Source organism: Bacillus sp. 01N45 (assembly GCF_056399205.1).
The window spans coordinates 52,026-66,040 of sequence record NZ_JBFTQW010000005.1 but is presented as its reverse complement, the minus strand read 5'-3'; the positions used below and the strand labels follow the sequence as shown (position 1 = coordinate 66,040).

Genomic DNA, 14,015 nt, shown 5'->3' with positions numbered 1-14,015 from the left:
TTTTGCACGCTCATTTTAATCTGTACTACATCTTAAACTTTGCTAGAAGCAAGGAAGTAATTTAACAGTCAGTGAAGGATGTGAACCCTCCACAACGATTAGATTTTCACTTTTTTATATTTGTTCCGGAATTTTTGACAATCTCTTGAACTGTGCGAAATGTCACATCTGTATTTTACAACCTCTCTTATAGTAAGGGTATGGAAGAGAGACGTATTAAAGGAGTGAACAGTATGAAGAAGAAACCTTCAGCACTAATGAGACGTTTAAAATATTTTTCACCAATAGATCGTTATAACGATAATCATACACAAGAAACATATGAAGATCGTGAATGGGAGAATGTGTACAGAAAGCGTTGGCAGCATGATAAAGTAATTCGTTCTACACACGGCGTGAACTGTACTGGCTCATGTAGTTGGAATATTTATGTGAAAGATGGAATTGTAACTTGGGAAGGGCAGGAGCTTAACTATCCGACTACAGGTCCTGATATGCCTGATTTTGAACCGCGAGGATGTCCGCGTGGAGCAAGTTTTTCTTGGTATATTTACAGTCCACTTCGTGTGAAATATCCGTATGTACGTGGTGTCCTTTGGAATATGTGGCAAGAAGAATTACAAAATAACGAGTCACCACTAGACGCTTGGAAAAGCATTGTGGAAAACGCTGAGAAGGCACGTACGTATAAGCAGGCGCGTGGTAAAGGGGGATTCATTCGTGCGAATTGGGATGAAGTGTTACAACTCGTTTCTGCTTCATTACTATACACAGTAATGAAATACGGTCCAGACCGAAATGTTGGTTTTTCACCAATTCCAGCTATGTCGATGTTAAGTCATGCAGCTGGTAGTCGCTTTATGCAACTTATGGGTGGACCGATGCTTAGTTTCTATGATTGGTATGCAGATTTACCACCAGCTTCTCCTCAAATTTGGGGCGATCAAACAGATGTACCAGAAAGTAGTGACTGGTATAACTCTGGTTACATTATGACATGGGGTTCAAATGTACCGATGACGAGAACACCAGATGCACACTTTTTAGCAGAGGTTCGATATAAAGGAACGAAAGTCGTTTCTGTCAGTCCTGACTTCGCTGAATCTACAAAGTTTGCGGATGATTGGATTAGTGTGAAACAAGGTACAGATGGTGCGCTTGCGATGGCAATGGGGCACGTAATCTTACAAGAATTTTACGTAGATAATCAAGTGGAATACTTCACAAAGTATGCGAAACAATATACTGATTTTCCTTTCTTCGTCACATTGAAACAAAAAGGGGATCAATTCGTTGCTGATCGTTTCTTAAATGCTTCTGATATTGGACGCGAAACGAAGTTAGGGGAATGGAAACCTGTACTTTGGAACGAGAATACGAATGATTTTGCAACACCGCACGGCACAATGGGGTCACGTTGGGATAATGAAAAGAAATGGAACTTACGTTTAGAAGATGAAGAAACAGGTGAAAAGATTGATCCACGTCTTTCTTTACTTGGAATGGAGGATAGTGTTCAAACTGTACAAATTCCGTACTTCTCTGATGATGGAAACAAAGTATTAGAACGAACAATTCCAGTGAAAAAGGTTATGACAGAAGAAGGTGAAGTGTTCGTTACAACTGTATACGACTTAACGTTAGCAAATTACGGTGTGAACCGAGGACTTGGCGGACAAGAGCCGAAAGACTTCAATGATGACGTACCGTTTACACCTGCATGGCAAGAGAAAATGACAGGAGTAAAACGTGAGCTTATTATTCAAATCGCTCGTGAGTTCGCACAAAATGCTGTTGATACGAACGGTCGCTCAATGATTATTGTCGGAGCTGGTATTAACCATTGGTTTAACTCTGATACGATTTATCGCGCAGTTTTAAATCTTGTACTTCTCGTCGGAGCGCAAGGTGTAAACGGCGGTGGTTGGGCGCATTACGTTGGTCAAGAAAAATTACGACCAGCGGAAGGATGGCAAACAATCGCGATGGCAAAAGATTGGCAAGGGCCACCAAAATTACAAAACGGTACATCTTTCTTCTATTTCGTAACAGATCAATGGCGCTATGAAGATACACCAGTGGGACATTTAGCATCACCAGTGGAAGGCAACTCTCGTTATCAACATCACGGTGATTACAATGTATTAGCGGCACGACTTGGCTGGTTGCCTTCGTATCCGACATTCGAGAAAAATGGGATTGAATTATATAAAGAAGCTGTTGTTGCTGGTGCAACAACGCAAGAAGAAATCGGGAAATACGTTGCACAAAAATTAAAAGAAAAAGAACTGAAATTTGCGATTGAAGATCCAGATAATAAAAATAACTACCCGCGCAACTTATTCGTATGGCGTGCAAACTTAATTTCAAGTTCTGGTAAAGGACATGAATATTTCTTAAAACATTTGTTAGGTACGACAAACGGATTAATGAATGACGATAGTGATTCGTTACGACCAGAAGAAATTAAGTGGCATGAAGAAGCACCAGAAGGGAAGTTAGATTTACTCATTAATTTAGATTTCCGTATGGCTGGAACAGCACTTTATTCTGATATCGTCTTACCTGCTTCAACTTGGTATGAAAAGCATGATTTAAGTAGTACAGATATGCATCCATTTGTACATCCATTTAATCCAGCAATCGGTTCGCCGTGGGAAGCGCGCTCTGACTGGGACATTTTCACTTCTCTTTCTAAAGTTTTGTCTGATTTAGCGAAGAAAATCGATCTTGAACCAATGAAAGAAGTTGTTGCAACACCACTTCTTCACGATACACCACAAGAATTAGCGCAACCACTTGGCAAGATTAGAGATTGGAGCAAAGGTGAGTGTGAACCGATCCCAGGTAAAACGATGCCACAAATTCATGTTGTCGAAAGGGATTATAAAACGATTTATGACAAAATGACTGCGCTAGGACCAAATACCGGAAAACAGCCAATTGGTACGAAAGGGATTTCTTGGTCTGCGGAAAAAGAATATGAGCAATTAAAGAGCCGATTAGGAGTCGTTCGAACGGATTCTATTGCGAAAGGTTGCCCAGACATAAAAGAAGCAATTAATGCTGCTGAAGCGGTATTAACACTTTCTTCTACAACAAACGGTCATATGGCTGTAAAAGCATGGGAAGCACTTGAAAAACAAACGGATTTAAAACTACGTGATTTAGCAGAAGAACGTGAAGAAGAATGCTTCACATTCGAACAAATTACAGCGCAGCCGAAAACAGTAATTACTTCTCCAGCATTTACAGGTTCAGAAAAAGGTGGACGCCGTTATTCACCATTTACTACAAATGTGGAACGTCTCATTCCTTGGAGAACAATCACTGGACGACAATCTTTCTATTTAGATCATGACATGATGAAAGAATTTGGTGAAACGATGGCAACATTTAAACCAATTCTGCAACATAAACCGTTCCGTAAATCACGGCCTGAAGTAGAAGGAAAAGAGATTACATTGAATTATTTAACACCGCATAATAAGTGGTCGATTCATAGTATGTACTTCGATTCATTACCGATGTTAACGCTGTTTAGAGGTGGTCCAACTGTTTGGATGAATAAAGAGGACGCTGCAGAAGCTGGCGTTGCAGATAATGATTGGATCGAGTGCTTTAACCGTAACGGTGTTGTTGTAGCGCGTGCTGTTGTAACGCACCGTATACCGAGAGGAATGGCATTTATGCATCATGCGCAAGATCGTCACATTAACGTGCCTGGTACGAAATTAACAAGCACCCGCGGGGGAACGCATAATAGTCCAACCCGTATTCATGTGAAACCGACACATATGATTGGTGGATATGGCCAATTAAGCTACGGATTTAACTATTATGGTCCAACAGGGAACCAGCGTGACTTAAACGTTGTAATTCGCAAACTGAAGGAGGTAGATTGGCTTGAAGATTAAAGCACAAGTCGGAATGGTAATGAATCTAGATAAATGCATTGGCTGCCATACTTGTAGTGTAACGTGCAAAAACACCTGGACAAATCGTCCAGGTGCTGAATATATGTATTTCAATAACGTAGAAACGAAACCTGGTATTGGTTATCCAAAGCAATGGGAAGATCAGGAGAAATATAAAGGTGGCTGGGAATTGAAAAATGGTGAAATTCAGCTGAAATCTGGTTCGAAAATGAAGCGCCTTATGAATATTTTCCACAATCCAGATCAACCAACAATTGATGATTACTTTGAACCTTGGAACTATGATTATGAAACGTTAACAAATAGTCCTCAGCGTAAGCATCAGCCAGTTGCTCGTCCGAAATCAGCAATTACGGGTGAATTTATCGACAAAATTGAATGGGGTCCAAACTGGGAAGATGATTTAGCTGGTGGACATATAACAGGATTACAAGATCCGAACGTAAAGAAAATGGAAGAAGAAATTAAAACAGATTTTGAAAATGTCTTTATGATGTATTTACCACGCATATGCGAACATTGTATGAATCCATCTTGCGTATCTTCTTGTCCATCTGGTGCGATGTATAAACGTGAAGAAGATGGGATTGTTCTTGTAGATCAAAATGCATGTCGTGCATGGAGATTTTGTGTATCTTCTTGTCCGTATAAAAAAGTGTATTTTAACTGGCAAACGAATAAAGCTGAAAAATGCACAATGTGTTTCCCACGTATTGAAGCGGGTATGCCAACAATATGTTCGGAAACATGTGTAGGACGTATTCGATATATTGGGGTAATGCTATATGACGCTGATAAAGTAAAAGAAGCGGCGTCTGTTGAAGATGAAAAAGATTTATATGAATCTCAACTTACTGTTTTCCTAGATCCAAATGATCCAGAAGTAGCAGCTGAAGCGAAAAAACAAGGGATTCCTGAAGAATGGATTAAAGCGGCACAACAGTCGCCAATCTATAAAATGATTATCGATTGGAAAATTGCTCTACCTCTTCATCCTGAGTATCGTACAATGCCAATGGTTTGGTATATCCCGCCGCTTAGCCCAATTATGAACATGGTGGAGGGGAAAGGTAGTAACTGGCAAGCAGAAGAGATTTTCCCTGCTATTGATAATATGCGTATTCCAATTCAATATTTAGCGAATTTACTCACTGCAGGAGATGAATCACATATTCGTCTTACGTTGAAAAAAATGGCTGTTATGCGAACGCATATGAGAGCATTGCAAATTAATAAAGAACCAAATGAAGCGGTATTAAAAGAACTCGGCTTAACGAAACAGGATGTAGAAGATATGTATCGTCTTCTTGCTATCGCGAAATATAAAGATCGCTTCGTCATTCCGGCCACTCATCGCGAGCAAGTTGCAGATTTATATAACGAACAAGGGAGCTGTGGTTTATCTTTCGCAGGTGGCCCAGGCTCTTGCACGACAATTTCTTAAATAATGGGGGCGGAAAAATATGAAACAAAGTTTACAAACTGCTTTTTCATGTTCTTCATTCCTTCTTTCCTATCCGGAACTCGGGTGGAGAGAAGCTTTAACTGAATTGCAAGAAGAGATTGAAGCGATTGAACAGGAAGACGTTAAAGCATCACTTACAGCATTTATAAAGCAAGCGCTGGATAAAATGGATGATCAATTAATTGACTGTTACGTATATACATTTGATTTTGGTAAAAAGACAAATATGTATTTAACTTATATGAACACCGGCGAACAAAGAGAAAGAGGTATTGAATTACTAGAGTTAAAGCAGCATTATAAAAAATCTGGTTTTGAAGTAACAGATAAAGAACTACCTGATTATTTACCGTTATTACTCGAGTTTTTTGCAAATGCAAATGAGCAAGACAGTGAACCAATTATGAGTAAATACAAGGAGAACATACAAGCATTACACGTTCAGTTAAAAGAAGCAGGTAGTATGTATGAACCAATTCTTGCGGCTGTTCTACTCGCTATCGATACATGGGGTGTACAGACAAATTAGAAAGGAGAGTTGTCAAAATGATGGATCAATTTCTATGGGTATTGTTTCCCTATATCATTTTTGCGATCTTTATCGGTGGGCATATTTTCAGATACAACTATGATCAATTTGGATGGACATCAAAATCTAGTGAACTATTAGAAAAGAAAATGCTCCGAATCGGAAGTCTATTATTCCACTTTGGGATCATGTTCGTAATTGGCGGTCATGTTATGGGGATTTTAATTCCAGAGGCTGTATACCGTTCAATAGGTATTTCGGAGCATATGTATCATGTAGTAGCAATTAGTTTCGGACTTCCGGCAGGTGTTGCTTCTATCATCGGTTTAATTATATTAACGTACCGCCGCGTAACAGTAAAACGTATCATTGCAACGAGCACAAAGGGAGATTATATTGCGCTTATTTTATTACTTATCGTAATGCTAGCAGGGCTTTCCTCAACATTTTTAAACATCGACTCAAAAGGGTTTGATTATCGTACAACGATCGGTCCGTGGTTCCGAAGCCTCTTCATTTTCCAACCGAAAGTTGAATATATGATGGAAGTACCTGTATGGTTTAAAATTCATATTCTTGCAGGAATGGGGCTTTTCGCAGTATGGCCATTTACAAGACTAGTACATGTATTTAGTGCCCCAATTAAATATATAAGCCGTAGTTATGTAATTTACAGAAGACGTATTCCAAATGAATTGAAAAAATAATGTTGTTTTATATGTTTAGTAACTTATAAAGAAAGCCGAGATCTAATTGGAGACCTCGGCTTTCTTTATAGGTATAAGTATCTAAATAAGACGCTAATCAATACTACAAACAGAAGCAGAGCAATCTTCACAAGCAATTTCACGTTTTAAAAATTGTAAATCGTGGATTGTAATCTTTCCTTTATGAATAGAAATTGTACCTTGCTTTTTTAATTCATTTAACATTCGATTTACACTTTCGCGTGAAGTTGCACAGAAATTAGCGAGTTCTTGATTCGTTAACGGTAAATCGATGAGAATACCATTTTCTTTTAATACACCGTAACTATTTGTCATTCGAATGAGAGTAGAATAAAGGGCACCTTTTTTGCCGTGTAATACTAAATCTCGGAACTTCGTTTGCATTCTTCTTAAATGTTCACTAATCCATTTCATAAATTCAAATACAAGTGCGGGCTTTTGGAGTAATTCTCTTTCTAACGCTTCACGCTTGATAACGCCTACTTCAACATCTTCAAGGCATTTTGAATTTAATAAATACTTCGCATCGTCCGTGAACAATGTTAATTCTCCAATAATGTCATATGCCGAACAAATTCGAAGTGTTAATTCTTGTCCGTCAGCACTAAGTTTACTAATTTGTACTTTTCCTGAGTGGATAATATAGAGTTCGGTTGCCTCCATACCTTCTTGAAAAATAAAACTACCTTTTTTTATCTGCATTTTATATTCAACAGATGCAAGTAATTCCTTTAAATCTTGAGATAATTTCATACTGTTTGTCACAGCAATCACCTTTCTTCTTATAAGCAATCCATTTCCTATTTTGAGTGTAAGTATGCTGGAAATGCAAGAGCTATTTTAAAAATATAAGTGAAATTTCAATGACCGTAAGGAGTAGGCACTGAAGATGTGAACAAAATTCGAACGGATTTGTGAAGAATTTTTGAATGGGGAAAGTGATGTGAGAAAAGTCACATTGAATATGTAGCTTCTTTTTTATAATAAAGGCAAATGAAAAATTGAAAACTTACTAAGGATTGCAGCAGAAAAGAAGGGATATAGATGTACGAGAAAATGAAAGATTCTTTAGAACGTCCACTTCAAGATTTACGTATTTCAGTTATTGATCATTGTAATTTTAGGTGCACATATTGTATGCCTGCTGAAGTGTTCGGACCTCATTACGCTTTTTTACAGGAAGAGTTTTTATTATCTTTTGATGAAATAGAGAGACTAGCTAGGTTATTTATAAGTATGGGAGTTGAAAAAATTAGGCTTACTGGTGGCGAACCGTTATTGCGTAAAGACTTACCGGAATTAATTGAAAGACTTGCAAAGCTAGAAGGCTTAAAAGATATTGGGCTCACAACAAACGGTATTCATTTAGCAAAACAAGCTCAGGCGTTAAAAGACGCGGGATTAAAACGTGTAAATATTAGTTTAGATGCGATAGAGGATCACGTCTTCAAAAATATAAATGGCCGAAATGTAAGCACAAAACCTGTATTAAAAGGAATTGAAGCAGCAAAGGCTGCAGGATTAGAAGTAAAGGTAAATATGGTCGTAAAAAAAGGAATGAATGATAGCCAAATCCTACATATGGCTCGTTATTTTAAAGAACAAGAAATTCAGCTTCGTTTTATTGAGTTTATGGATGTGGGCAGTACGAACGGATGGAACTTTGAACAAGTGATTACGAAGGAACAATTAATAGAGAAGATTAATCGCGTATATCCAGTTGAGCCTGTTACACCTCGTTACTTTGGAGAAGTTGCGAAATTGTATCGATATGTAGGGAGCAATGCAGAAGTTGGGTTTATTACTTCAGTATCAGAGTCATTTTGTTCTTCTTGTACGAGAGCTCGTATTTCGGCAGACGGTAAGTTTTTTACGTGCTTATTTGGAGAAAAAGGAACGGATTTGCGAACGCTTCTTCGAGAAAATATTTCGGATGCCTCACTATTAAAAATTTTACAACATACATGGAGATATAGAACAGATCGATATTCAGATGAAAGAACGGTGGAAAGTACAAATAAACGTCCAAAAGTTGAAATGTCATACATTGGCGGATAGCGAAAGGAGGATTCTCTATGCAAGAGCGATATTCAAGGCAAGTATTGTTTTCTGGAATTGGTGAAATGGGTCAAAGAAAAATAAGAGAAAAGCAAGTGCTCCTAATCGGTGCGGGTGCACTAGGAGCTGCAAATGCGGAAGCGCTCGTTAGGATGGGAATTGGGAAATTGACAATTGCCGATCGTGACTACGTCGAATGGAGTAATTTACAGCGGCAACAGTTATATACAGAAGAAGATGCAAAGCATTGTAAACCGAAAGCAATTGCAGCGGCAGAACATGTAAGAAAGATTAATTCTGAAGTGGAAATTGTACCAGTTGTAACAGATGTCACAATGCAAGAAATAGAAGAGTTAACAAAAGATGTGGACCTTATCATAGATGCGACTGACAATTTCGATACGCGTTTACTTATAAATGACATTTCACAAAAAGAGAATATACCTTGGATATACGGCGGATGCATCGGGAGTTACGGTGTAACGTATACAATTCTTCCTGGGAAAACACCATGTTTTCGCTGCCTAATGGACCATCCTATGAGCGGTGCAACATGCGATATAGCCGGAATCATTCAGCCAGCTGTACAAATGGTTGTTGCTCACCAAGTAACAGAGGCGATGAAAATATTGGTGGATGATTATGAGTCGTTAAGAGGGACGATGTTATCATTTGATATTTGGAACAATCAATATCTCTCATTAAAAGTAAATAGACAGAAAAAAAGTACATGTCCATCTTGCGGAAAATCACGAACGTATCCAAGTTTAACATTTGAAACGCAAATGAAAACGGAAGTGTTATGCGGACGGAATACAGTTCAAATCCGTTCAGGAATAAAGAAAAATCTTAATTTAAACGAAATTCAAAAACGATTACAAAAGAGTGTACATGTCAAAAAAACGCCATACTTACTATCATTTCTAATTGATGAATATCGTTTCGTTTTATTTACAGACGGTAGGGCATTTATTCATGGGACAAATGATGTGAAAATAGCAAAACGATTATACGCAACATATATAGGGTGAACAGAAAAGTGAGTGGCACCTTATTGGAAAGAGGTGAAAAAAGAATGTTAGAAAAACGTATACCAATTCCAGTGGTAGAAGCAGTTGCGCGTGTAATGGAATATGCCTACCAAGGTGAAATAGAAAAGGTTTCTCTTATAGAAAGCTACGGTAGAACGCTTGGAGAAGCTGTTATTGCAGATCATGATGTCCCTCATTTTGATCGCTCTCCATATGACGGGTTTGCGATTCGAGCAGAAGATACAAAAGAAGCAAGTAGCAGTAATCCCATTCTGTTTGAAGTGATTGGTGAAATTGGAGCCGGTTTTGTTTTTACAGAAGAAGTGAAAGCATTTCAAGCTGTCCGTATTATGACAGGAGCCGCAATTCCGAAAGGGTGTAATGCGGTTGTTATGTTAGAGCTAACGGAAGGATTTGAAGAAAAAGAAAAGACGTATATGAAATTAAAACGCTCCTTCGCCGCTGGTGATAACATTTCTTTTAAAGGTGAAGATGTAAAACAAAATACCATCCTTGTGAAAAAAGGGACTGTTATTAACCCTGGAGTAGTGGTGCTTCTTTCAACGTTTGGTTATAGTACCGTTCACGTTGTAAAACAGCCGGTTATTGGAATTGTAACGACAGGAAGTGAACTGCTTGAAGTACATGAACAATTAAAGCCAGGGAAGATTCGAAATAGTAACTCCTATATGATAGCTGCTCAAGTTGAACGAGCGGGCGGAGTTGTACAGTATTATGGACAATTTGCTGACGATTTTGAGACATGTTATAACACTGTGAAAAAAGCGATAAAAGAAGTCAATATTTTAATTACAACTGGTGGTGTTTCGGTAGGAGACTATGACTATTTACCTGCTATTTATGAGAGAGTACGAGCTAATGTACTTTTTAACAAAATAGCGATGCGACCAGGAAGTGTGACAACTGTAGCTGAGCTAGAGGGGAAACTATTATTTGGTCTATCTGGTAATCCTTCTGCTTGTTATGTCGGTTGTGAATTATATGTTCGGCCAGTCATTGGAACATATTTGCATAGAAAAGATTCGCACATATATCGTGCAGAGGCAATATTACAGAAAGACTTTCTGAAAGCAAACCCATTTACTCGTTTTGTACGAGGGAAAGTGGAAATTGTAGATGGAACATTGCAAGCTACACCAGTTGGTTTAGACAAATCTAGTGCAATTTCTTCACTTGCAGAGGCCAACGCATTTATCGTCCTGCCGGGAGGAACGAGAGGATTTGAAGCAGGAATAACTGTTTCGGTACTGTTATTAGAATCAAGCGCCGGAAGTGAGTGGCCGTGGGAAGAACCACTTCGATCATACAAATAATAGAAAAATAGATTGCTAACTTATACAAAGATAAGAGGTGCGAGATGACACATACGTATTATGAAGTAATTGATACACCTATTTCAATTGAAGAAGTTACAAACAAAGTAATTCTTCGTGAATGTGGCGCAGTTGCAACTTTCATTGGTACTGTTAGAGAATTTACGAAAGGCCGTCGTACGCTATATTTAGAGTATGTAGCATATAAGTCAATGGCGGAGAAACAGCTTAAGAAAATTGGCACCGAAGTAGGAGAGAAGTGGCCTGGGACAAATGTCGCCATTACACATCGCATTGGTACATTACAAATTTCTGATCTTGCTGTTGTCATCTCTGTTTCTACACCACACCGGAAAGCAGCCTATGAGGCGAACGAATATATTATGGAGCGTATAAAACAAATCGTTCCAATTTGGAAGAAAGAATTTTGGGAAGATGGTGAATCATGGATAGGTGATCAGTTAGAAAAGGTAGCATATGAGAATGATGAGCCTGGAAAGGGGATGAGAATATGATTGAAGTACTATTATTTGCACATTTACAAGAAGAAGTAAGCAAGCCAGCATTACACATAGATTATGAAAATATTACAGTTGCTGAACTAAAGGAAGTCCTTATCACGAAATACAACGTAGCAATTTCAAATGAGATAATGGTCGCTATAAATGAAGAGTATGCAAATGAGGATGACATCATTCAAACTGGCGATGTCATAGCGATAATTCCGCCAGTAAGTGGTGGTTGATTCTTTTCAGCCTAATCATGTAAGGACGTGATTAGGCTGGAGGGAATGAATATAACTATGCATACATAGGAGGGAACAGGATGAAAAGTCCTAATTTTCAATTAAGTTTACAAACTTCTAATCTAGTTATCGGTTTTATGGTATGGGTCATTTTATCATCATTAATGCCTTATATTAAAGCGGATATTCCATTAACTGCGGGACAAATTTCTATGGTAACGGCAGTACCGGTTATTTTAGGTTCTGTTCTTCGCATTCCGATTGGTTATTGGACAAATCGTTTCGGCGCAAGAAAATTATTCTTTATTAGTTTTATTCTATTATTATTTCCTGTCTTTTATATTAGTGTTGCCAATTCAATGATGGATTTAATTATTGGTGGATTATTTGTAGGGATCGGTGGAGCTGTATTCTCCGTAGGCGTAACTTCTTTACCGAAATACTTTCCGAAAGAGAGTCACGGTTTTGTAAATGGTATTTACGGTGTCGGTAACGCCGGAACAGCAATTACTTCGTTTTTAGCACCTGTCATTGCAACTTCAGTTGGCTGGCGAACGACAGTACAGTGTTATTTAGTTTTACTTGCAGCGTTTGCACTTATGAACTTTTTATTAGGCGATCGTAAGGAGAAAAAGGTGAATACGCCACTAATGGAACAAATAAAAGGTGTATATAAAAATGAAAAACTTTGGTTTCTATGTATCTTTTATTTTTTAACATTCGGATCGTTTGTTGCATTTACCGTATACTTACCAAACTTCTTAGTATCTCACTTCGGATTAGAGAAAGTGGATGCAGGTATGCGGACAGCTGGATTCATCGTATTAGCAACAATTATGCGTCCGATTGGTGGTTGGCTTGGTGATAAGTTTAACCCGTTTAAAATATTAATCTTCGTATTTATCGGTTTAACACTTTCAGGTATTATTTTATCATTTATGCCTAGTATGAACGTGTATACATTTGGTTGCCTACTAGTCGCATTTTGTGCAGGGATTGGTAATGGTACAATCTTCAAACTTGCTCCCATGTACTTCTCAGAACAAGCTGGTATTGTAAATGGACTCGTTTCAGCTTTAGGCGGACTAGGAGGGTTCTTCCCGCCCCTAATTTTAACTTTACTATTCCAACTAACAGGCCATTATGCAATTGGATTTATGGCATTATCAGAAGTCGCACTTGCTTGTTTAATCATTACAGTGTGGATGTATAGTCAAGAAAAGCTGTTAGTGATGTTAAAAAATCATTAATAAAGAAAAAGAACCATCCTAAAGTAATCTAGGATGGTTCTTTTAGTAATAGGCTTCGATATGTTTTTTATTGCTAGCTTAACAAACACTTGTATTCTAAAATAATGTGGTTTAAAAATGAAAAACAGAAGTTTTATGGAATTTTATGTTAAAATATAGATATCAGATGTTATTCAATTAAAGGGCAAGTTAGTTAAAGGGATGTTAAATCTATTCCAAAGATTGAGCTAATTTTTAGAATACAAATATTTAATCGGATCGGGGTGTTTAGATGAAAAAATTATATAAGTCTACTCAAGATAAACAAGTTTCAGGTGTACTAGGTGGCTTAAGTGATAAGTATGGAATTGATGTAAGTATCCTTCGCATAGTAACTGCATTATCCGCTTTTTTTTCTAGCGGATTTACAGTGTTACTTTATATAATAGCTGCAATTGTTTTGCCTACAGATAAAGATATTAAGAGATAAATGTATGAACTTAAATCTAATTCTACAATCGAGAACGCTGTTTTTTGTCTATTGAAAGTTTCCAAAGTAAAAGCTACAGTACGATTGTTATAAGACTGAAATGAACAAACGAAAAATCCTCATAAAACATTCGGAATATATCGAGAACGAAAATAATAACTTTTGAATGAAACGATGACTATTGATCGCTAACGAATCGATAAATAGTCGCTCCTTTCTAAAAACTATATATTAATATATAAAAATTAATATAAATGTATAGGAATATCCCGAAAATTTAAAAATATATGACGGTATTTATAACAAGAAAAAACTTCATATTTTTTAGGGCCAGATTTTTTGGTAAGGCTAATGGATATTATGAAAAAGTACACTTAAAATAAAGTTTAGGTCGATAAGATAAAATTATGAATTTGTATAAATAATCCATAATTTTCTTTATGAGTCATATTTGATATGTTAAAGAAA

Annotated in this window: 12 protein-coding genes; 11 read left to right on the top strand and 1 reads right to left on the bottom strand. The window is 37.4% G+C overall.

Annotated features, from left to right (window positions below):
- Window positions 1–233 precede the first annotated feature (233 nt).
- The 4 genes from AC1DMU_RS13240 to narI are packed head-to-tail and all read left to right on the top strand — an operon-like array spanning window position 234 to window position 6,639.
- A complete protein-coding gene (locus AC1DMU_RS13240) occupies window positions 234–3,917 on the top strand; it encodes a nitrate reductase subunit alpha (RefSeq protein ID WP_088063155.1) in 3,684 nt (1,227 codons plus the stop codon).
- A complete protein-coding gene (narH, locus tag AC1DMU_RS13235) occupies window positions 3,907–5,382 on the top strand; it encodes a nitrate reductase subunit beta (RefSeq protein ID WP_088063156.1) in 1,476 nt (491 codons plus the stop codon). Before AC1DMU_RS13240 ends, narH begins: the two co-directional genes overlap by 11 nt.
- Before the next feature lie 19 nt (window positions 5,383–5,401).
- Window positions 5,402–5,932, top strand: a complete 531-nt coding sequence (gene narJ / locus AC1DMU_RS13230; RefSeq protein WP_000814221.1) for a nitrate reductase molybdenum cofactor assembly chaperone — start codon at window positions 5,402–5,404, stop codon at window positions 5,930–5,932.
- A gap of 17 nt (window positions 5,933–5,949) precedes the next feature.
- Window positions 5,950–6,639: a respiratory nitrate reductase subunit gamma gene (gene narI, locus AC1DMU_RS13225; protein WP_000969212.1), complete on the top strand. Its 690-nt coding sequence runs from the start codon at window positions 5,950–5,952 to the stop codon at window positions 6,637–6,639.
- A gap of 93 nt (window positions 6,640–6,732) precedes the next feature.
- On the opposite strand, the gene AC1DMU_RS13220 is transcribed toward narI, so the two are convergent.
- Window positions 6,733–7,425: a Crp/Fnr family transcriptional regulator gene (locus AC1DMU_RS13220; RefSeq protein ID WP_000185186.1), complete on the bottom strand. Its 693-nt coding sequence runs from the start codon at window positions 7,423–7,425 to the stop codon at window positions 6,733–6,735.
- Window positions 7,426–7,704: 279 nt separating this feature from the next.
- On the opposite strand from AC1DMU_RS13220, the gene moaA reads away from it, so the two are divergent.
- From moaA to AC1DMU_RS13185, 7 genes are all read left to right on the top strand, one after another.
- Window positions 7,705–8,718 carry a GTP 3',8-cyclase MoaA gene (gene moaA / locus AC1DMU_RS13215; RefSeq protein ID WP_088063157.1) on the top strand — a complete coding sequence of 338 codons (1,014 nt, stop codon included), beginning with the start codon at window positions 7,705–7,707 and terminating at the stop codon, window positions 8,716–8,718.
- A 17-nt stretch (window positions 8,719–8,735) separates the two neighbouring features.
- Complete coding sequence (locus AC1DMU_RS13210; protein WP_088063158.1) at window positions 8,736–9,749, top strand: molybdopterin-synthase adenylyltransferase MoeB; 1,014 nt, start codon at window positions 8,736–8,738, stop codon at window positions 9,747–9,749.
- Between the two features lie 44 nt (window positions 9,750–9,793).
- A complete protein-coding gene (locus AC1DMU_RS13205) occupies window positions 9,794–11,083 on the top strand; it encodes a molybdopterin molybdotransferase MoeA (protein WP_088063159.1) in 1,290 nt (429 codons plus the stop codon).
- 44 nt (window positions 11,084–11,127) lie between these two features.
- On the top strand, window positions 11,128–11,598 hold the full coding sequence (locus AC1DMU_RS13200; RefSeq protein ID WP_088063160.1) for a molybdenum cofactor biosynthesis protein MoaE: 471 nt from the start codon (window positions 11,128–11,130) through the stop codon (window positions 11,596–11,598).
- Complete coding sequence (gene moaD / locus AC1DMU_RS13195) at window positions 11,595–11,828, top strand: molybdopterin converting factor subunit 1 (RefSeq protein ID WP_046953625.1); 234 nt, start codon at window positions 11,595–11,597, stop codon at window positions 11,826–11,828. The genes AC1DMU_RS13200 and moaD overlap by 4 nt, the downstream gene beginning before the upstream one ends.
- An 80-nt stretch (window positions 11,829–11,908) precedes the next feature.
- Window positions 11,909–13,078 carry a nitrate transporter NarK gene (narK, locus tag AC1DMU_RS13190; RefSeq protein ID WP_088063161.1) on the top strand — a complete coding sequence of 390 codons (1,170 nt, stop codon included), beginning with the start codon at window positions 11,909–11,911 and terminating at the stop codon, window positions 13,076–13,078.
- Window positions 13,079–13,349: 271 nt separating this feature from the next.
- The gene (locus tag AC1DMU_RS13185; protein WP_000737851.1) at window positions 13,350–13,547 is read left to right on the top strand and encodes a PspC domain-containing protein; all 198 of its coding nucleotides are present in this window, start codon (window positions 13,350–13,352) and stop codon (window positions 13,545–13,547) included.
- Window positions 13,548–14,015: the final 468 nt, after the last annotated feature.